Below are 20274 nucleotides of genomic sequence, written 5' to 3' on the forward strand. Positions count from 1 at the left end.
GCGCTTTTCACGCAATCGCGGGCGCGATAGGACAGTATGTATGACAGACTTGATACAGGCATATGACGCACTGGTGGCGTCCGGCACGCTGAAACGCGACGACGCGCAAGAGGCCGTGCTGCCCGAATTCGAACGGATCAGGGCGGCCCTGGCCGTGCCTGTGAAACGCGGCTTGTTCCGGCGCGCGCCCGAACCGCCCAAGGGGTTGTACCTGTGGGGCGGTGTCGGGCGGGGGAAATCCATGCTGATGGATTTCTTCGTCTCTCATGTCGAGGTGCCCGCCCGCCGCGTCCACTTCCACGCCTTCATGCAGGAAATCCACGCCGCCATGCACATCGCCCGTAAAAGCGGCGTCGATGATGCCATCGCGCCCGTTGCCGCGGATGTTGCGGCCTCGGTTCGGTTGCTGGCCTTTGACGAGATGCAGATCAGCGACATCACCGACGCGATGATCGTGGGGCGACTGTTCGAGGCGCTGTTTGCCGCCGGCGTCGTGGTGGTGACCACGTCGAACCGGATACCGGACGATCTGTACAAAAACGGGCTGAACCGCGAGATTTTTGTCCCCTTCATCGAGTTGCTGAAAGAAAAGATGGTGGTGCGGGAACTCGCCTCACCAACCGATTACCGTCAAGACAGGCTGTCGGGCAGTCCGACCTATTTCACCCCCCTCGGGGCGAAGGCGCGCGAACAGATGGACGCGATCTGGAACGATCTGTCAGGCGGCGATGCCGAACCGCTGAACATTCCGGTCACCGGCCGCACCGTCACCATCCCGAAATTCCGCAACGGCATCGGGCGCGCCAGCTTTTACGACTTTTGCGCCAAACCGCTGGGGCCAGGTGATTTCCTTGCCGTGGCCGAGGCGTGCCGCGTGCTGATGCTGGATGACATCCCGTGCCTGTCGCGCAGTAATTTCAACGAAGCCAAGCGCTTTGTCACCCTGATCGACGCGCTTTACGAAGCGCGGGTGCGGCTGATCTGTTCGGCGGCGGCCTTGCCTGAATCACTGTACCTTGAAGGGGAAGGCACGTTCGAATTCGAACGCACCGCCTCGCGCCTGCGCGAGATGCAAAGCGACGATTGGGCCGCGACGGCGCAGGCCTAGATCTGCGCCTGCCGCACCAAAGCCGTCAGCAGCGTTTCCGTGTCCAGGCGCCCCGACGCGGTCAGCAACTGGCGCGGCGCAGTAAAGTCACCGCGCGCGGCAGCAGTGTTCAAAAGCGCGTCGATATAGGCATTGGATTGGCCTTCGCTCAACGCTTGGACCAGCAAGTGTAGCAAGCGGTCCCCCGGAGGGGATTGATGCCCGAAATCCGACAGGACAGCGGCAGTCAGCTTGCGCAGGTCGCTGCGGTTGGCATTGGAATCGGTAAGGCGGATCGGCTGGCGCAACTGCTGGCTGACCGCTTGGGATGCCGACACTTCGTTGAGATTCAGCAAGGTCGTATCAACCCGCGTCACGGCCTCTTCGTTCTGGGCAGGCGCAGTGGTGGCAAGGTCGGCAGGATCGGCCTGTCGCGCCTCGGGCAGCATGGCGATTACACCGATGGCGACCAGTAACAGCGCCGAGGCGATAAGCAGGATTGTGATGTTGGATGTGCCGCGCCGGTTCGAGACCGCGCGCATATCGTCCGGCATATGCCAGTCACTTTTGCCTGAAACCATACTGTGCCCCCACACGTCCCCCGCGCACTTAAATTTCACCGCAGGTCTTAAAATACACCTATATGTAGCAACGCGAATTTCTCAGCGTCAACATGATGTGGCTGAACCTAGGGGTGGAACGGGTGTGGTTTTCGCGATCAGGCGTTTTTGCGCAACACTGAGCCTGCAAGATACAGCGATCCGCAGATGAGAACCCGCGCATGTGGCGTGGTTTCGAGAATACCGGCCAGCGCCGATTCTGTGTCCTGCGCCGTTTGCGCCGCGAACCCTACGTCCTGCGCTGCTTGGGCAGTGTCATCGGAGCTTAGCGTATTCGCCTCGCCCGGAATGGACACCGCTGTCAGACCCGCCGCCACGTCGGCAAGGGGCGCGAGGTAGCCGCGCACGTCCTTGGTGTTCAACATGCCACAGATCAGGTACGTCGGTCGTTCAGGCAGACTGCGCAGGACCGAGGCCAAAGCCTGCCCCGCCGCGGGATTGTGCCCGCCGTCCAGCCACAGCTCAGCACCAGAGGCGTCCGCGATGTCGACAAGCGGGCCGCTGCGCAAACGCTGCATACGGGCGGGCCACGAAGCCTTGGTGACAGCCGCGGTACAGGCATCCTCGCCGCAGCCCAGATGGCGCAGCGCGGCCAGCGCCATGCCCGCGTTCTGTATCTGGTGAACCCCGGGCAGGACGGGGCGTGGGAGGTCCAGCAATCCGGTCTCGTCCTGATAGATCATGCCGTCGCGTTCGGGCGCGGCATGCCAATGCTGCCCATAGGCCAGCACGGGCGCACCAAGGCGGGCGGCCTGCGCCTCAATCACGTCCAACCCATCGTCCGCCTGCGGACCAACGATCACAGGCACGCCGCGCTTGATGATCCCCGCCTTTTCGCCCGCGATGGCGGCCAGCGTGTTGCCAAGGAACGCCTCGTGATCCATCGACACTGGCGTGATGACCGTCAACGCGGGGTGATCCACCACATTGGTCGCATCCAGACGCCCGCCAAGACCCACCTCAAGCAAAGTGTAATCGGCTGGGGTGCGGGCAAAGCCCAACAGGGCCGCGCAGGTCGTAATCTCGAAATAGGTGATGTCGGCGCCGCCATTCGCCTCGTAACATTCGTCCAGCAGCGCCATGAGGTCCGGTTCGGTGACCAAGGTGCCCGCCAGCCGGATACGTTCGTGGAATCGCGCCAGATGGGGCGAGGTATAGGCGTGTACGCGGTGGCCTTCGGCCTCTAGCCCCGCGCGGATCATGGCCTGTGTCGATCCCTTGCCGTTGGTGCCCGCGATATGGATCACGGGCGGCAGGTCGTTCTGCGGATTGCCCAACGCATTAAGCAAGCGCCACATACGGTCCAGCGTCAGGTCGATGACCTTGGGATGCAGCGCCATCATCCGTGCGAGGATGGCGTCGGATGTCTGGGTTGTCATGGTTTGGGGGCGTCGTCACCTGTGGCACCGGCGGGTGTTTCCTGATCCGCCGTCGGCGCAGGAAGGTCACCGGAAACCGCAGGAGGCAGGCCCATTAGCATACGCGTGATGGTGATCAACTCTTCGCGCATCTTGGTGCGGTTGGTCACGCGGTCCAGCATCCCGTGATCCAGCAGGTATTCGGCGCGCTGGAACCCTTCGGGCAGCTTTTCGCGGATCGTCTGTTCGATCACACGCGGTCCGGCAAAGCAGATCAGCGCATTGGGTTCGGCAATATGCACATCGCCCAACATGGCATAGCTGGCCGTGACACCGCCCGTGGTCGGGTGGGTCAGAACCACGATATAGGGCAGCCCCGCCTCTTTCAGCATTTCGATGGCCACGGTCGACCGCGGCATTTGCATCAGGCTCAGGATACCTTCTTGCATCCGCGCACCACCAGCAGCCGAGAACAGCACCAGCGGGCGCTTGAGCTTTACCGCCTCTTGCGCGGCGGCGATAATCGCGTTGCCGACATACATGCCCATGGATCCGGCCATAAAGCTGAAATCCTGACCCGCAGCGATGATCGGCGTGCGCCCGATTTCACCGGCGGCGACCAGCATCGCCTCGGCCTCTCCGGTCGCCTTTTGCGCGGCGCGCATCCGGTCGGGATATTTCTTCTGGTCGCGGAAATGCAGCGGGTCGGCAACAGGCGCAGGCACTGCCACTTCGGTAAAGATACCGCCGTCAAACAAGGCCTTGAAACGGTCCCGCGGAGTGATCGCCATGTGGTGGTTGCAGTTCGTGCAGACGTTCAGGTTGTCGCTGAGTTCGCGGTGGAACAGCATGGTTCCGCATTCGTCGCACTTGGTCCAAAGATTGTCAGGCGTCTCGCGGCGCGAGAAGATCGAATTGATGCGCGGGCGGACGTAATTGCTGATCCAGTTCATGGGGTCTTCCTGCTGGGGCGTTTATCCCCAGATAATCCTGTGAACCTGCAATTGCAATCAGGCCCTGATGGCAAGCCGCGCCACAAGCCAGCTGACCAGCATGAAACCGAAGTCCACCGGCAACCACGCCGCCATCTGCGCCTCGTCCTGAAGGCCGAACGGCAGCAGGTACAGCGCAAGGCCCGACATTTCATCCGGTACGCTGGTCAGGACCATGGCCGACAGGTTGTTGACGAAATGCACCGCCATCGCAGGGCCAAGCGTGCCGGACCGCGCTGTAAGGTCCGCCATCAGCACGCCGAACAGCGTCGCCCACAAGGTGATCGTCCACGCATTGCTGCCCGCGCTTTCCGGCAGATAATGGCCGATGCCGAACAGGGCCGCAGGGGCCAGCATCCACACCAGCGGCGAATTGAACCGCGCGGCAAGCTGCTGCTGGATGTAGCCGCGAAAGAAAATCTCTTCGGCGCTGGTCTGCACCAGCACTGCCACCAACGCAAAGGGCAACAGGAACAGCCACCGCCCGACGCCCATGTTCTGGCGCAAGGGCGCGCCCATGTCATAAGGCGGCAGCGCCCAGATCACCGCCGTCAGGGCAACCGTGGCCACCGCGACGCGGGTGAACTGGCGCAGCGCAAGGGCCGGATCCCCGATCAGGGTCCATGGCGCGCGTTTGTGCACCATCATCACCACAAGTGCGGCTGCAACACTCAGCAAGCCCAACTGGAACAGGATGACGAACATGCCTGCCGCCGTCTGGCCTGCGTTGCCATCCGCGACAATCGCGCTTACCAGCGACGGGTCGAGGATCTGGAACAGGCTGCCGAACACCAATTGCCCGAGGGCCAGAAACAGCGCTGCACCCAGCACCATCCCAAGGCATAGCCGCCAGATTTGCCGCGCCGCCAACGCGGGCGCAAAGAACGCCGCATGGGGGCGGTAGTCAAAGGACCAAACACTCATTCGTCGATGGGTGGGGCTGGCGGCCCCTCGTCCTGCGGGATAGAGATGTTGGCCCTGCGCATAATCTCTGCCGCGCCGGTCAGGTGGGTGGCCACGGTTTGCAGCAGGCCCATCAGGACGGTGCTGTCATTTTCGAGGACCGAGCGGAATTCATTCGCCCCGATGCGCAGGAATTTAGCGTCAGAGGTGGCCGTCAGGTTCATCGAACGCGGATCATCAAGGATGATAGCCAGATCGCCGATCAACCGACCCGGCTCAACCGTCGTCACCACACGATCCTTACCGTCCTCGCCATCATAGCTGAGAACCGCAGTGCCCGATACGCACAGATAGGCCGCGTCCGGCTTTTCGTTCATGGAGAATATGCGCTGCCCCTCGGTGGCGGTGTACCATTGCGCGGCAAAGGCAAGCAGGCGCTGGTTGCGTGTGCTGATCTTGGCAAACAGGTCGGTGCGGGAAATCACGCGCAGCTTGCGGCTGAGGTCGCCGCCCTCGTCCTCTTCCTCGACCGATTGCACACCGTCGATGCGCCCGTCTTTCAACTCGACGAACAGGTCATAGGCGTCGGGGTTCTGGAAGTCCTCTTCGAGGAAGATCAGCGTCGCATCGGGCAGCAGGTCGCGCAGCGCATCGCGGGTCTTACGGCGCGCCTCGGCGTCGTGGCTGGCAAGCGCACAGTCGAGCACAAGGATATCGGGCCGCTTGATCGCCGCCCGCGAAAAAGCCGCGCGTTCGTGGAAGATGGTGGGCAGGTTCGTGCCACCCAGCCCCGTCGGGATATCGAACACCGTTTCGGCCACAAGGCGGCGCAGGCCTTCCTCGGTCATAAGGTCGGCGACGATATCCTCGATCAAATCACCCTTGATGCCCGCCACCATGGACACCCGACCATAAAGCGCGTTTTCCAGCAGGCTTAGGCGCGGCAGGTACCGGTCGGGATCGACGGGGATGAAGAATTCCTTGGTCTGTTCGCGCAGCGTTTCGCCACGGGTTTTGCGGATGTTGACGATTTCCTCTTTGAAACTGTCGGGAAAGGCGGGGCCAATCTGTTCTGCGGTAAAGGCAAAAGGCACCGTCAGCAGCAGCGCGAATTCCTCGTCCGTAAGGGCAATGTCCCCGCTGTCGCGGCGGCGGTTCGAGATGTCCACCAGCCGTTCGTAGAGATCTTCCTTGATGTTCAGCGCGGTGAACAGCGGATGGCCCGTGCCGTCCATGCCAAAGGTCTGGTGCAGGGTTTCGATCAGGGTTTGCGAGATCGCGATGCCCTTTTCCGCCAACCCGTTGTCAAAGATCATGTCCATGAAGGCCGCGTTGGCGGCGAGCCCTTCCTGACTGATCATCTGTTTGGGCGTGGCGAACAGAAGGTTCCCCCCCAGCGGCACGGCGGGGTTAAATTCTTCGGGGTCAAACCGGTAAACCGAATCCAGCACATCATTTTCGCGAAGGCGTTCTTCGACTTTGGGGCGCAGGGCGACGATGGCCTTGGCCAGTTCGGGATGCTGTTCGGGGTCCATACGGCTGGTCAGCATGCGGCGGAACATGAATTCATCAATGCCCATCGCCTGCACCAGTTCGAACCACCATTTGCGGATGTCGTCGATGCTGGTCAGTCCCGCCAGTTCGGGGTCGACCCAATCGGCGTCAATGCGGTCACTGCTGTTACCGGCGCGCGCGGCCTCGGTCTGAATCTTGTCGCGCCCCGTCACGTTCCATGGGACCGTTTTCGGGCTGGTCATCAGCGGCATCAACAGGTTGGACCCCAGCGTGCCGTCAAACAGGTAGGGGCGCGAATGGGCAAAACCGATACGCGCAGCGATCACCGCCTGATGCAGTTCGGACAGATCATATCCCGCGATCTCGACCTTACCGCGTGCGGGCAGCACCTCTCGGGTCAAGAGTTCGGCAAAAGCGGTGCGCTCGGTCTGGTTGCGGGCCTGAATGGCCACACGCGCGCCTTTGGGAATGGCCAGGTCGATATTGTCGAGCACCACATTGTTGTCCGCATTGCGCACGGTTGCCTTGCTTAGCACGATGTCGCCGCGCAAATGCGGGGTTTCTTCGGGTTCGCCATCAAACAGGGACGCGTCGATCATATCGCTGGGGCCAAAACGTTCAGTCACCACATCCCAGCGCACGGCCATGTCCTGTGTCTGGTTGTAATACATCAACAGTTCTTTCCACGGGCTGGAAAGATCTTTGTAGGCTGCCAGCGCCGCCACCAAGGCGCCCACTGTGATGTCGCCGCGAATGGCCAGATAGCCGCCCACCAGATAGAAAAAGAACGGCGTCAGTTGCGTGATGAAGTTATTAAGAAACTTCATAAAGAACTTTTTCTGATAGATCTGGAAGCGGATCAGGAACAACCGACCCAAACGGTCGGTGAACTGTGCCAGCCGATAGCGCAGGCCGCCATTGGTGCGCAGGTCGGAAATGCCCGCGGCACTTTCGCCGATTTCCGAACTAAAGGCGCGCATCTCCTTGATCCGCTCTTTGTTCAGCAGATTGATCCGGCGTTGCAGCATCGGGATCAGCCACGCCTGCAAGGGGATCAGCGCAACACCGGCCAGCCCGAACCAGAACGACTGGATGAACAGGAACACCAGAATGATAAGCATCTGACCGGCCTGAAACACCGGCTGGGCCACCATATCGCCCATCAGCCCGCCCATCGGCTCGGCCTCTGAAGTTACCATGCTGACCAGTTCGCCCTGACTGGTCGAACGGAAATAGCTGCGCGGAAACCGCAACATGCGTGCAATGAGGGAATAGCGGAACCGCCGCAACAACCGCTCGGCAGTGACGCCTTTCATCGTGTTCAGGCGCATTTTCAGCAGCCCGTGCGCAATGACCGCCCCAAGATAGCCAAGACAAAGCGCCAGCAGGAACTGGATTTGGGTCAGTTCGAAACCGAACACATCAATCGCATCGGAATTGGCACCGATCGCGTCGTTGATGATCCGCTTGGGCAGTTCCAGCGTGGCGTAGAGAAACGGAAACGTCACCAGCGTGAGCGCAAGCAGCAAAAGCTGGTCTCTTTTCGAATGCTTCCAGATGAAAGCGAAAAGGCTTTTGTCCATGCAACCTGCCCTGATCCAACGCACCCATTCCGAGTGATAGACCCACACCCCAGCACGAACTGTCCAAATTAATTAATGCTGTACCCCCTTTTTTACAACCGCGCAGGTGACGCGCCAAACAAGCATTTGCAAAGGGGTGACAGGTGCAATCGCAGGTGCGCCCAGACTTGCCAGCGCCCGCGCGCTCGCCTACGACACTGGAAACGCCAGCCTAGGGAAGAGATTGATGACTACCACGCCCCGCTTTGACAAATCGAAACTGCCCAGCCGCCACGTAACCGAGGGGCCCGCCCGTGCGCCGCACCGGTCATATTACTATGCGATGGGCATGACCGAAGAGGAAATCCACCAGCCACTGGTTGGCGTGGCAACCTGCTGGAACGAAGCGGCCCCGTGCAACATCGCGCTGAACCGTCAGGCCCAAGCGGTCAAGCTGGGCGTCAAGGCCGCCGACGGAACCCCGCGCGAGTTCACCACCATTACCGTCACCGACGGGATCGCGATGGGCCACGAAGGCATGCGGTCTTCGCTGGCCAGCCGCGAGGCGATTGCCGACACGGTCGAGCTGACCATGCGCGGTCACTGCTATGACGCGATTGTCGGCCTTGCGGGCTGTGACAAATCCCTGCCGGGGATGATGATGGCGATGATCCGTCTGAATGTACCGTCCGTGTTCCTGTATGGCGGGTCGATCCTGCCGGGTCGTGTGGCTGCGGGTGCATCCGTGCCTTCCGCCTATCTGGATCGTGACCTGACCGTTCAGGACATGTTCGAAGCTGTCGGCCAGCAGCAGAACGGCACCATGACCGAGGCCGAGCTTGAGATCCTCGAACGCGTCGCCTGCCCGTCCGCCGGTGCCTGCGGTGGCCAGTTCACCGCCAACACCATGGCCTGCGTCTCCGAAGCGATCGGCCTTGCACTGCCAAACTCATCAGGCGCGCCCGCTCCTTACGAGTCGCGCGACGAATATGCCAAAGCCTCTGGCGCGGCTGTGATGAACCTGATCGAAAAGAACATCCGCGCCCGCGATATCGTCACGCGCAAATCGCTGGAAAACGCGGCGCGCATCGTGGCCTGTACAGGTGGTTCGACCAATGCCGGTCTGCACCTGCCTGCCATGGCGCATGAGGCCGGTATCGACTTCTTCCTCGAAGATGTCTGCGAAATTTTCCGCGACACGCCCTACTTTGTCGACCTGAAGCCAGGCGGTCAGTACGTGGCCAAAGACCTTTACGAAGTTGGCGGCGTGCCCGTCGTAATGAAGGAACTGCGCAAAGCGGGCCTGATCCACGAGGATTGCATCACCGCCACAGGCTACTCCATCGGCGAGGAACTGGACAAGAACACGCTCGAAGCGGACGGCAAGGTCATCTATCCGGTGGAAACACCAATCACCAAAACCGGCGGCGTAGTCGGCCTGAAAGGCAACGTGGCCCCCGAAGGCGCCATCGTGAAGGTCGCAGGCATGGAAGCCCAGCACCAGATCTTTACCGGCCCTGCGCGCGTGTTTGAATGCGAACAGGACGCTTTTGAGGCGGTGCAGAACCGCACCTATGAAGAAGGCGACGTGTTCGTGATTCGTAACGAGGGCCCCGCAGGCGGTCCTGGTATGCGCGAGATGCTGGCCACCACGGCAGCCCTGTCGGGTCAAGGCATGGGCAAGAAGGTGGCCTTGATCACCGACGGCCGTTTCTCTGGCGCGACACGCGGGTTCTGTGTGGGACACGTTGGCCCCGAGGCCGCCCATGGTGGCCCCATTGCCCTTCTGAAAGACGGTGATGTGATCACCCTGAACGCCATCGAAGGCACGCTGAACGTCGACCTCACGGACGAGGAACTGGCCGAGCGTAAAGCCGCGTGGGCAGGGCCGCGCGAAACGCTGTACGGGTCGGGCGCATTGTGGAAATACGCCCAGCTTGTAGGCGGTGCCTATAAGGGTGCGGTCACCCACCCCGGAGCGAAGGCCGAGCGTCATGACTACATGGACCTGTAAAGGTCTGATTGCGGGGGCCGCACTGGTGGCCCTCGCAGGCTGCGACGACATTGCGGGCGGGTTGGCGGGCGCCCCGTCCGGCCAAAAACCCGCCACGGCAAACAACGCTTTGCGCTTTGCCAACCTTGGCGGCGGCGCAGTGACCCTTGTGCCACCAACGGGGTTCTGTATCGACAAACGCACGCTGCGCAAGGAATTCGCGCTGATGGCGCGCTGTGACATTCTGGGCGGAGCCACCGAATTCGGCACGCCCGTCGCGCTGATCACCGCCGCGATTGTGCCGCAGGCCAAACATGACGCGGACCGGCGCGGCGACGCGGGCGAGGTTGTGTTACAGGAACGGACCTACGACACCCATTCCGTTTTCCAACTGGAAGGCCGCCCGCCCAGCGCCGATTTGCGCAAAGTGTATTGGCGCGCTGTTGGCACGGTAGGTGAACAGGTGATCGGTCTGGCCCTATATGAACCCACAGGCGGGGCCGAACTGGGCGAACGCGCGCCGGACATGCTGTCGCAAACCGTGCGCCAGACGCAGGACAGTTCGAACGCCGCCCGCAAAACCGCACAAAACAATTCTGCAACGGCAGGCGCAAAACCCGTGACAAACTAAGCACGGGCCGGTTTATATTACCGCAATCTTTGGCATAGATAAGCAAGCCCGCGACACAGGGGCAGCCAGAACAGCACAGGGCATATGGCAGGCAAAACCATCAATATGATCGAAAAGCTGGCGCATAAGCGTGCGATGCGCCGTTGGGCGCGTGCAGCGCGCAATGCGGCGGAAACAAAGCTGAGCGAACTGCGCCGTCAGCGCGGTGCGGCACGGTTGCTGCGTTCGCATCTTGACCGGCTGATCCACACCGCCGACGAACGCCTTGCCCTGCCCGCCCTTGGGTCGACCGCCTTTCCGCGCCCGCACAATGCCGACTGGGCGTGGCGGCCTGAAATGTGGCGCGGCCCACTGCCCATTCCCGGCCTGTCCTCGGTCGAAACAAAGTCGATGCTGGGCAACGAAGTCACGCTGTTTCACGACTGTGAGTTCAGCGAACTGACCCTGCGCCAGTTGCGCAACCAGCGTGAGGAAGACCTCGCGCCCTACGGGTTGCGCTTGGACGTTTTCAAATTCGACGGCTCGTTTCTGTCGCTGGTTGTCGATCTGCCGCAGGACGCCGTAAAGGGCATGCGCAAAACGCATCTGCTGGGCATGAACGCGATTGTCGAAATGGAAAAACCGCTGGAAATCTTTGCGCGGCTGAACATCCGGCATGGGCCCAACAGCGAACAGATCGTGCGGGAATTGCCGCTGAACGAAAAAGACGTGACCGTCGAATTCGATCTAGCTTATTCCAAACTGAACGAAAAGCGGATCGAACGGGCGTGGATCGACCTGATCTTTGAAGGGCCCGAGATGAATCAGGTGACCCTGCGCGACCTCACATTTTTCCGGCGCCCGCGCGCGGCGCTGTGACCAAGGAGACGCCTCGATGAGCACGTTGAAACTGACGCCGACCAAGATGCGGCAAGGCATCTGGCAGGGCACTGTCGAACAGTCCGGCACGGGCGTTCCGCAGATCAAGGTCACGCATCTGGGCACCCCGCTGGACGATGTCGAGGTGCACGAAACCAAGACCGAGGGCCAGTGGCTGGTCCAGATTCCCATTCCGATCACCGCGATTTCCGAAGGGGTTCAGGTTTTTGTCATTGCGGATGCGACCGATGACGAAACGCTGGGCCAGTTCACCCTGATCGCGGGCGAAGTCCTTGGCGATGACATCCGCAGCGAAGTCGAGTTGCTGCGCGCCGAGTTGGATATGCTGAAGCGCGCCTTCCGCCGCCACTGCATCGAAACGACCTGAGCGAGACGCGGCGGCGCGCAAATTGACAGGCTGAATTTTCTGAAAGCATTGCAAAGCTGAAGGCGGCCATTGGGCTAGCCCAAAGAGTTTGCATGCCACCTGCTGGCCCTTACGACACGGCGGTGGAAAAGAACGGGCGCAGCAGATGCGCGCCCGTTCAGTAATTTTTGGTCAGGTCAGCGCACGCTCTTGCTGGAGACCTTTAAAGATACACCAGCACATCAGCAGTAGCACGACCGTGAAGGGCAAGCCGGTCGAGATGACCATCGCCTGCAAAGAGCTGAGACCGCCGCCGATCAGCAGCACGATGGCCACCAACCCCTCGAAGGTGCACCAGAACACACGCTGCGGCACGGGCGCGTCGATTTTGCCCCCTGCAGTGATCGTGTCGATCACCAGCGAGCCGGAATCCGACGAGGTGACAAAGAACACGATGACCAGCACGATACCGATGGTCGATGTGATCGCCGGCAATGGCAGGCTTTCCAGCATCGCAAACAGCGACAGTTCCGGCACGTAGGCATCGATCACCGTGGCCTTGACCGCGCTGTCCGCAAGGTTTGCGACCATATCGTCAATCGCTGTCCCGCCAAACACGGCCATCCAGAAAATGCAGACCACCGATGGAATGATCAGAACGCATGTCAGGAATTCGCGCACTGTACGGCCACGCGAAACGCGGGCGATAAACATGCCCACGAATGGCGACCAAGAAATCCACCACGCCCAATAGAACGCGGTCCAGCCTTCTCGGTAGCCGTCATCGGTGCGACCGAACGGGTTGGACAGTGGCACCACCTCTTGGGCGTAAGCAACCAGCGTGCTGCCGAAATCGGTCAGAATGCCGATGGCCCCTGCGGTGAACAGCACGAACAACAGCAACGCAATCGCGACGACCATGTTGATCTCGGACAGGACTTTGACCCCGCCGTCCAGTCCGCGAAGGACCGATACCAACGCAATGGCAGTAATCCCGATGATCAGTATGACCTGAACCGTGACTGAGCTTGGGATGCCATAGACAAACTCAAGCCCCGCATTGGCTTGTTGCGCGCCCAGACCTAGCGATGTGGCCAGACCGAACAGCGTTGCAAACACGGCCGTGATGTCGATCACGTGGCCCCACCAGCCCCAGACACGTTCGCCAAGGATCGGGTAAAAGGCAGAACGGATCGAAAGCGGCAGACCCTTGTTATAGCTGAACAATGCCAGTGCCAGTGCCACAACCGCATAGATCGCCCACGGGTGCAGCGCCCAGTGGAACGAGGTCGCGGCCAGCGCCATACGCTTGGCCTCGGCCACGTTCTCGGGGATCAGAACGCCGTCTTCGGTGAACGGGCGTACCGCACCCAAGGGTTCGTCCCCCCAAGGTGTGCCGAAGTAATAAGCCGGTTCCAGAACGCCAAAGAACATCAACCCGATGCCCATGCCCGCGGCAAACAGCATCGAGAACCATCCCAGATATCCGTAATCCGGCGTGGCATCCGCGCCGCCCAACCGAACCGAGCCCAAAGGCAGCACGATCAGCGCAAGACAGAACAGCACAAAGATGTTCGCCGCCGACAGGAAGAACCCGTCAAAAGTCGACGTCAGCGCCGGACGCAACCAACCAAAGAAATCCGCCGCCTGCTGCGGTGCCAGCAGCGCATAAATAACAAAAGCCACAACGCTGAGGCCCGAAATCAGGAAAACAGGGTTGTGGATGTCCATGCCAAAGCGCCCGATCTGCGCCTCGATATTGTCCTGACCGATCTCGTAATCGGTGTCGATGACGTCGGACGCGCCCTCGGGGGCAGGTATGCCCGTACTCTCGTCTATGTCGGTATTGTCTGCCATTTTCTTCAATGTCCCCTGTAATTTCATTCGTCAGTTTCGCGGGCCGGACCCGCACGACCATGACCAAGCATAACGCATGTTCGGCCAATATGCCCGCATTCGACGGCTAGATGTCATCCATGCCGTTGGGCACGTCACCTGCCCTTGCGACAAGGTCAGCGCCCATTTCACCGATTTCGTGCTTCACCGCAGTGTCTATCGCGGTTGTCGGGTCGGGCACAACCGGAGTGTCTGATGGGGCGGGGGAGGTGTTGGAGGGATCTTCCGAATTGGACCTTCATACTTGGCGTCCATCCCCGAAAAATTTTAAATGTCAGGACGCGTTGCCGCGAATTCTATCTGCAGCATAGACAACATGCGATTTGACATAGGGACTAGGACTGCGGGCGAATTTGAAGCCACGAAAGCCCGAAATGCGGTATCGAACTACAGAGCCACAGGATTTTTTGAGAAATGCACCGCCAACACCCTCCCTCTGGCGCGAAAAATGACTAGGTACGGAACTCTTCACGAGGCGATCGACGCATCGGTTTCCCCACCCCGCGATTGATCAGAACTAAGGACAGAGCGTGACCCAAAGAAAAGTTCTAGTCACCGGAACCGCAGGTTTCATCGGTTTCCACCTTGCGAAGCTCCTGCTCGCCGAAGGTTTCCAGGTGCATGGTTTCGACGCCATGACCGACTATTACGACGTGAACCTCAAGAAACGTCGCCACCAGATGCTGCTGCAGTCTCCCAACTTCACAACGACAGAGGACAGGTTGGAAAACGGCGATGCTTTCGCGAAAGTGGCCGATGACTTCAAACCGGAAGTGATCGTGCATTTGGCGGCACAAGCCGGTGTGCGCTACAGCCTCGAAAACCCGCGGGCATATCTGGATTCAAATATCGTCGGCACTTTCAACGTGATGGAGGCCGCACGTGAGCTGAAGATTGATCACCTGCTTATGGCCTCGACCTCGTCGGTATACGGCGCGAACGAAGAGATGCCGTTCAGCGAAACCGAGAAATGTGACACGCCCCTAACCTTCTATGCGGCGACCAAGAAGGCCAACGAGAGCATGGCGCACTCCTATGCGCATTTATGGGACTTGCCCACAACCATGTTCCGCTTTTTCACTGTCTATGGCACCTATGGTCGCCCCGATCTGGCGCTATTCAAATTTGTCGACGCGATCCTCGATGACCGTCCCATCGATATCTACAACAATGGCGACATGTATCGCGACTTTACCTATGTCGATGACCTCGTGCGGGGCATTCGCCTGCTGATCGACGCAGCCCCCGAGCGCCCAACGTCGCGCGCCGACATCGACGAAGGCGACAGCCTGTCCCCCGTCGCGCCGTATCGCGTGGTCAACATCGGCAACTCTGAAAAGGTTCGCCTGTTGGACTTCATCGACGCGATTGAAGACGTCCTGGGCAAAAAAGCGATCCGCAACTACATGCCGATGCAAATGGGCGATGTGCCCGCGACATGGGCGGATGCGGACCTACTGAAGAAGCTTACCGGCTATCGACCCCAAACCCATTACCGCGATGGCATCACGCGTTTTGTCGAATGGTACCGTGAATATTACAATGTCTGAGGTTGAAATGAATAAGTTGTCTTTGGAAACAATCAAGCTTGCGGTAATCGGCCTTGGGTATGTTGGCCTTCCGCTCGCTGTCGAGTTTGGCAAAACGCGGTCGGTTGTGGGCTTTGACATCAATATGAGCCGCATAGGGGCCCTGCGCGCGGGGACCGACTCAACCCTTGAGGTTGACGACGATGAATTGAAGTCTGCCACGCACCTTTCGTTTTCAAACAACCTCGACGACATCGCCAACTGCAATGTTTACATAGTGACAGTCCCGACCCCGATTGACGCGCACAAGCGCCCAGATCTGACACCTCTGATCAAAGCTTCTGAAACTATAGGCAAAGTGCTGAAGCGCGGCGACTTGGTAATTTACGAGTCGACCGTCTACCCCGGCGCAACCGAGGAGGACTGCGTACCTGTGCTTGAAGGGGTGTCAGGTCTGAAATTCAACAAAGATTTTTTTGCGGGCTATAGCCCCGAGCGGATTAATCCAGGGGACAAGACCCACCGCTTGACCACGATCACTAAGGTAACCTCGGGCTCGACACCAGAGATTGCTGACTTCGTTGACGACCTCTACGCCTCGATCGTAACCGCCGGTACGCACAAGGCTCCTTCAATCCGCGTCGCCGAAGCCGCGAAAGTGATCGAGAACACACAGCGGGATTTGAATATCGCGCTGATCAACGAGTTGGCGGTAATCTTCAACCGTATGGATATCGATACCGAGGCAGTGCTTCAGGCTGCGGGCACAAAATGGAACTTTTTACCCTTCCGGCCGGGCTTGGTCGGAGGTCACTGCATTGGCGTAGACCCGTACTATTTGACCCATGCAGCAGAAGCGACGGGTTACCACCCCCAGATCATCCTCGCCGGTCGGCGTCTTAACGATGGCATGGGCGCCTACGTCGCAGGGCAACTGGTAAAAGCATTGTTGCGCAAACGTATCCATGTTCAGGGCGCGCGCGTGCTGGTGATGGGGTTGACCTTCAAAGAGAACTGCCCGGACCTACGAAACACGCACGTTGTCGATGTAATCGCAGAGTTGAAAGACTACGGCGTGAAAGTCGATGTCTACGATCCATGGGTAAATGCGGCGGAAGCTGAGCGTGAATATGCGATCACGCCAGTTGCAAAGCCCGAAACTGACGCCTGTGACGGAATAGTGCTGGCCGTAGCGCATAACGAATTCAACAACTTAGGGTCTGTGGGCATACGGAAATTTGGCCGCGCAGATCATGTCCTATACGACTTGAAATACACACTCCCCGCCGATCAAAGCGATCTAAGGCTATAAGTTTGCGGGTCGGCGTCAAGAGTTTAAGCAACTACGCCCGAACGCAAATGTATGCGGCGACCTCAAAAAACAGACATCGCGACAGCGTCAATGAGCGCGTCGAAGTCCAATCTCCTAACTAGGCGCACCAGCATCAACAGACCTAAAGCTATGCAAAATGGCTAAGGAGTTAATACACATACGCAGGAGTTACACTGATACTCCCGAGCTTGGTTCGCCAAATAGAGGCGTGCCCGCGCACAACTCTCCCGCTTACAAACCTTACCACCCGAGACAGTCTGGCGACCCCGGCAGGATTCGAACCTGCAACCTGCCCTTTAGGAGGGTGTATTTCATTGCGATTGTCCTTTCGGTTCTTCGAAGAGTTGAGTGCATTTTAGTGGTCATTTTGTACCGTACGCGTTCTGAATAGCGCTCGTACATCAGACTCGTCCGTCTCGGCATGGGCATAGATCCGCATCGGCAAATTCGGGTCCGACCAACGGCCCGCTTTGGCTGCGGTCACGGGATCAATGCCTTGGCGCACCACAAGCTCGGTAAAGAACCCATGCCACCCCGCGCGGAGCGCTGACAGATAGGAAATGCCCGCGCGCTTGCAGATCGTCCGCCAGCGCTTCGAATATCCAGTCGGACAGCCATAGCCGAACACCCGCGCTTTCATGAACTTTCCAATCTTGCGGTTCTTTGGCTGCTTGGGCCTGAGCACGCACATTTCGTGCATCATCTGTGGGGAGACAGTGATCCACTCATCGGGATGCCCTTTCTGCGCTGTGAGCCGCACCTATTTTTAAAGGGGCGTAGATCATCAGGCTCAAGCGAGGTCACCTGATCGATACGTGCGCCGGTCTCGAACATGAACCGCAACAAAGCTGTATTGTAGGGATCAGCGGCAGCGCAAAACGCCTCCACCCAGTTGTTATCCGATGGCATGCGTTCGACACGGCTTGGTTTGCCTCGAAACTTGTCCTGCGCAATCCGTTCAAACTTGTCGTAATTTTTCACACGAATAAGCGGCGTGCCCTCATACTCATGCGCGTTATTGATGACCGTACACGCAGGCGTCACGGTCTTGCGCCACCACGTATTTGTGCAAGCCTTAGACCTCAGCTTGGGGCCAAGGCTTTTAGAGCCGCGCTCCTGTAATCGCACCCAACGACAGATGTCCGATCTCTTTAAAGATGGCGATCAATTGTTTCGCGGTAGATGGCGATGCCTTGTAGAACATGATCGTGTCCGCGAAGGTCATATTGACCTCGTCACCAATGAGATACCGCCGGATTTGAAACTCGGTCTCGCGCGTTATCCAGTCCCGTGCGCCTGCTTCTGTAGATGCCTTAGTGCTGCGCCGGTATGGACCGGCGATTGGCCTGCCGTTGTATTCGACCCAACCTTTCGCCCAGAAATAATTCCCACGTTGGTAGATTTCGAGTGGCATGACGGACCTCCTTCGAAAATGGCATCGATCTGCGCAGGCGTGATGAGCATGGTGCGCCCGAGGCGATAAAAAGCCCCCGTGGCATTGGCGCGCTCACGCAACGTGCGCTCGGAAACATCAATGCCCATGCCCGCCATGACCTCAACCCACTGCGTCGGCGTCTTGCCCAACGCAAGGATCTGGGAGCCTTCTGGTGCTTCAACTTCAGCCATTATAAACCGCCTTTCCTCGTTAAACCTAGATCCGCGTTCCGCATGGAATCGCTTGCCCCGCACCATTTGACGTGATCAGATGGCATAGAATGTAAAATACTGTCATTTTGTGCAGCCTCGCGCGCAAATACAGTCCCGTCAACAGGAAACCGTGCATGTCACGAGATTCTAAAAGTGTGTTTGTTGCTATGGGCGCTCGGCTGGCGATCGTGCGCAACGAAATTGGCCTTACCCAAACTGCGCTTGCCGATGCTCTCGGTGTGTCGCACCGCGCTTATCACAGCTACGAAAAGGGCCAGCGCGGATTACCGGTTGAAGCTCTTGTTGCCTTAGGCGACAGCTTTGATGTCGACATTGCATGGGTGCTTATGGGCACCAAAGCCATCCGCACGGCGCATGACTTCGACGCCCTTAAGCGAATCGAAACCGAGCTCGATCAGCACCTCACATCAGAAGGCATAAAAATCAAAAGCGAAAAACGCGGCGCGATCGTCGCCCGTTGGTATCAGTTGCATGTCGAAGGCCGTGAAGTCTCCGACGACGACGTGCACACATGGATTGAATTGGTAAGGGAGTAAGAGTGTGAATCAACCAAGCAAACAATGGCAGCAGATTAGGCGCGCAACTCTGGACCGAACACGCCGTCAAGTGATCGACCCTATGCGGCCAGTTACCACGCTCTTCGTCGCGACAGTTTTGCTCTATAGCGCAGGGTTTGCACGCCTCAACATACTTGCCGAAACAGGCCAAAACTACAAGTGGCTCGACACGCTCCAGATCCTCGGAACGGCAGTGTCAGGCCTCCTGCTCCTCATCTTGTCTGGCGCGATAATGACGCTTGGCTTTATGTCAATGAGGTTGGCAAAGGTAGCGCAGGGCAGCGAAACGGCACACTAAACCGCCCGCAACTGCGCTTCTTCCGCTTTCACACGCGTCTGTCCGCCCATGAGGTCCATCAAAACCCAAACACGGCGATCCACGTCGATTTTCTCGACCTCTCCGACAAAATCGGAGAACGGACCTTTGGCAAACGTCACCGCGTCCCCCGTCGCGAGAGCGGACGCCGCGACCAGTTTGCCCATACTGTCGCACCGCGCCTTAAATTCATCCACCAGCCCGCCTGGCACTGGCGCGGGCGCGCGACCAAAGCTCACCAACCGTGTGATGCCTTGCGTTGAATTGATCGTCCGCCAACACCCCTGCACCGCATTGAACGCAACAAAAATATAGCCCGGGAAGAGGGGACGCCGCGCAGTCACAAACCTGCCAGATCGTTACTGTGTGGTTTCCTCAAGAGGCAGAAACGTCTCAAACCCCTGCCGCTCAAGATTGCGTTTTGCAATCTGCGAACTGTTTGACTTCAACTGAGCCAAGAACCAACTCATCTCTTTATCAACGACATTCTGTGTCATTCCACACCCCTTAACAATCACGACGCCATATATCGTTCAATTTCGAACAATTGCAACATCGACGACATCGCACCTTAGTCCTAAACCGCGATTTTTACTATTGCCTGCTCGTTAACCTTTCGCTACCGCTCAAACTTGAACGATGGAATATCTATTTGTCACGCTAGCTAATCTTTCACGGAGCGCCGCACAGGCAGCTCTAGTGCGGTAGCCTGCCAAGATCACAGCCATATGACACGCTCCCAACTTCAGGAAGATATGCATTTTCGCATCCTTCGGCTTCTTCAGGAAAACCCTGAAATGTCGCAACGCGATCTTGCAAAAGCCGTAGGCGTGAGCGTGGGGCGAATGAACTACGCGCTCAATGCGCTCGTCGACAAAGGGCTCGTGAAGCTCAGCAACTTCACAGCGGCGAAGGACAAACGGCGATACGCCTATGTGCTGACACCGCAAGGGATCGCAAAGCGCGCCGCGCTGACACGCTCCTTCTTGGCGCGGAAGGTGGCTGAGTATGAGGCGCTCCGCGAGGAGATTGACACGTTGAGTTCAGAACTCCCCTACAACGCAATTGATCAGGATCAAGGATAAAGAC

General features: G+C 58.9%; 17 protein-coding genes and 1 pseudogene. 9 read left to right on the top strand and 9 right to left on the bottom strand.

Features of this window, described 5'->3' with window-relative positions; genetic code table 11:
* Positions 1 to 40: 40 nt before the first annotated feature.
* Positions 41 to 1108, top strand: coding sequence for a cell division protein ZapE (zapE, locus tag AC6GQJ_RS09545; RefSeq protein ID WP_500767643.1), 1068 nt, complete (start codon positions 41 to 43; stop codon positions 1106 to 1108).
* Here zapE and AC6GQJ_RS09550 read toward each other — a convergent pair.
* The 5 genes from AC6GQJ_RS09550 to AC6GQJ_RS09570 all read right to left on the bottom strand — a co-directional run bounded on the left by AC6GQJ_RS09550 (position 1105) and on the right by AC6GQJ_RS09570 (position 8058).
* Entirely contained in the window at positions 1105 to 1641 is a 537-nt protein-coding gene (locus AC6GQJ_RS09550; protein WP_500767644.1) for a hypothetical protein, read from the bottom strand. The two genes, zapE and AC6GQJ_RS09550, sit on opposite strands and share 4 nt — an antisense overlap.
* Positions 1642 to 1805: 164 nt before the next feature.
* Positions 1806 to 3086 (bottom strand): bifunctional folylpolyglutamate synthase/dihydrofolate synthase, encoded by a 1281-nt coding sequence (locus AC6GQJ_RS09555; RefSeq protein WP_500767645.1) that lies wholly within the window; start codon positions 3084 to 3086, stop codon positions 1806 to 1808.
* Entirely contained in the window at positions 3083 to 4018 is a 936-nt protein-coding gene (gene accD, locus AC6GQJ_RS09560) for an acetyl-CoA carboxylase, carboxyltransferase subunit beta (protein WP_500767646.1), read from the bottom strand. The genes AC6GQJ_RS09555 and accD overlap by 4 nt, the downstream gene beginning before the upstream one ends.
* Positions 4019 to 4075: 57 nt before the next feature.
* A complete protein-coding gene (locus AC6GQJ_RS09565) occupies positions 4076 to 4981 on the bottom strand; it encodes a CPBP family intramembrane glutamic endopeptidase (RefSeq protein ID WP_500767647.1) in 906 nt (301 codons plus the stop codon).
* The gene (locus AC6GQJ_RS09570; protein WP_500767648.1) at positions 4978 to 8058 is read right to left on the bottom strand and encodes an ABC transporter transmembrane domain-containing protein; all 3081 of its coding nucleotides are present in this window, start codon (positions 8056 to 8058) and stop codon (positions 4978 to 4980) included. Before AC6GQJ_RS09570 ends, AC6GQJ_RS09565 begins: the two co-directional genes overlap by 4 nt.
* A gap of 226 nt (positions 8059 to 8284) precedes the next feature.
* Here AC6GQJ_RS09570 and ilvD point away from each other — a divergent pair, with 226 nt between their 5' ends.
* The 4 genes from ilvD to AC6GQJ_RS09590 all read left to right on the top strand — a co-directional run bounded on the left by ilvD (position 8285) and on the right by AC6GQJ_RS09590 (position 11907).
* Positions 8285 to 10051 (top strand): dihydroxy-acid dehydratase, encoded by a 1767-nt coding sequence (gene ilvD / locus AC6GQJ_RS09575; RefSeq protein WP_500767649.1) that lies wholly within the window; start codon positions 8285 to 8287, stop codon positions 10049 to 10051.
* Complete coding sequence (locus AC6GQJ_RS09580) at positions 10032 to 10661, top strand: hypothetical protein (protein ID WP_500767650.1); 630 nt, start codon at positions 10032 to 10034, stop codon at positions 10659 to 10661. Before ilvD ends, AC6GQJ_RS09580 begins: the two co-directional genes overlap by 20 nt.
* An 84-nt stretch (positions 10662 to 10745) precedes the next feature.
* Positions 10746 to 11519, top strand: coding sequence for a DUF6478 family protein (locus tag AC6GQJ_RS09585; RefSeq protein WP_500767651.1), 774 nt, complete (start codon positions 10746 to 10748; stop codon positions 11517 to 11519).
* Between the two features lie 16 nt (positions 11520 to 11535).
* Positions 11536 to 11907, top strand: a complete 372-nt coding sequence (locus tag AC6GQJ_RS09590) for a hypothetical protein (RefSeq protein WP_500767652.1) — start codon at positions 11536 to 11538, stop codon at positions 11905 to 11907.
* Between the two features lie 171 nt (positions 11908 to 12078).
* Here AC6GQJ_RS09590 and AC6GQJ_RS09595 read toward each other — a convergent pair whose 3' ends face one another.
* Positions 12079 to 13743 carry a BCCT family transporter gene (locus AC6GQJ_RS09595; RefSeq protein ID WP_500767653.1) on the bottom strand — a complete coding sequence of 555 codons (1665 nt, stop codon included), beginning with the start codon at positions 13741 to 13743 and terminating at the stop codon, positions 12079 to 12081.
* Positions 13744 to 14312: 569 nt separating this feature from the next.
* Here AC6GQJ_RS09595 and AC6GQJ_RS09600 point away from each other — a divergent pair.
* Together AC6GQJ_RS09600 and tviB are read left to right on the top strand one after the other, a co-directional pair.
* Positions 14313 to 15332: an NAD-dependent epimerase/dehydratase family protein gene (locus tag AC6GQJ_RS09600; RefSeq protein ID WP_500767654.1), complete on the top strand. Its 1020-nt coding sequence runs from the start codon at positions 14313 to 14315 to the stop codon at positions 15330 to 15332.
* Positions 15325 to 16623 (top strand): Vi polysaccharide biosynthesis UDP-N-acetylglucosamine C-6 dehydrogenase TviB, encoded by a 1299-nt coding sequence (tviB, locus tag AC6GQJ_RS09605; protein WP_500767655.1) that lies wholly within the window; start codon positions 15325 to 15327, stop codon positions 16621 to 16623. Before AC6GQJ_RS09600 ends, tviB begins: the two co-directional genes overlap by 8 nt.
* A 376-nt stretch (positions 16624 to 16999) precedes the next feature.
* On the opposite strand, the gene AC6GQJ_RS09610 is transcribed toward tviB, so the two are convergent.
* Both AC6GQJ_RS09610 and AC6GQJ_RS09615 read right to left on the bottom strand, forming a co-directional pair.
* Positions 17000 to 17284 carry a site-specific integrase gene (locus tag AC6GQJ_RS09610; RefSeq protein ID WP_500767656.1) on the bottom strand — a complete coding sequence of 95 codons (285 nt, stop codon included), beginning with the start codon at positions 17282 to 17284 and terminating at the stop codon, positions 17000 to 17002.
* Between the two features lie 462 nt (positions 17285 to 17746).
* A complete protein-coding gene (locus AC6GQJ_RS09615; RefSeq protein WP_500767657.1) occupies positions 17747 to 18058 on the bottom strand; it encodes a hypothetical protein in 312 nt (103 codons plus the stop codon).
* Positions 18059 to 18425: 367 nt separating this feature from the next.
* Here AC6GQJ_RS09615 and AC6GQJ_RS09620 point away from each other — a divergent pair, with 367 nt between their 5' ends.
* The gene (locus AC6GQJ_RS09620) at positions 18426 to 18848 is read left to right on the top strand and encodes a helix-turn-helix domain-containing protein (RefSeq protein ID WP_500767658.1); all 423 of its coding nucleotides are present in this window, start codon (positions 18426 to 18428) and stop codon (positions 18846 to 18848) included.
* A gap of 315 nt (positions 18849 to 19163) precedes the next feature.
* On the opposite strand, the pseudogene nusG reads toward AC6GQJ_RS09620, so the two are convergent.
* Positions 19164 to 19682 (bottom strand): annotated as a pseudogene (gene nusG, locus AC6GQJ_RS09625) (transcription termination/antitermination protein NusG).
* Positions 19683 to 19913: 231 nt separating this feature from the next.
* Here nusG and AC6GQJ_RS09630 point away from each other — a divergent pair.
* Entirely contained in the window at positions 19914 to 20270 is a 357-nt protein-coding gene (locus tag AC6GQJ_RS09630; RefSeq protein ID WP_500767659.1) for a MarR family EPS-associated transcriptional regulator, read from the top strand.
* The last annotated feature ends 4 nt before the right edge of the window (positions 20271 to 20274 follow it).

Source organism: Tateyamaria sp. 7Alg 36, assembly GCF_059882455.1.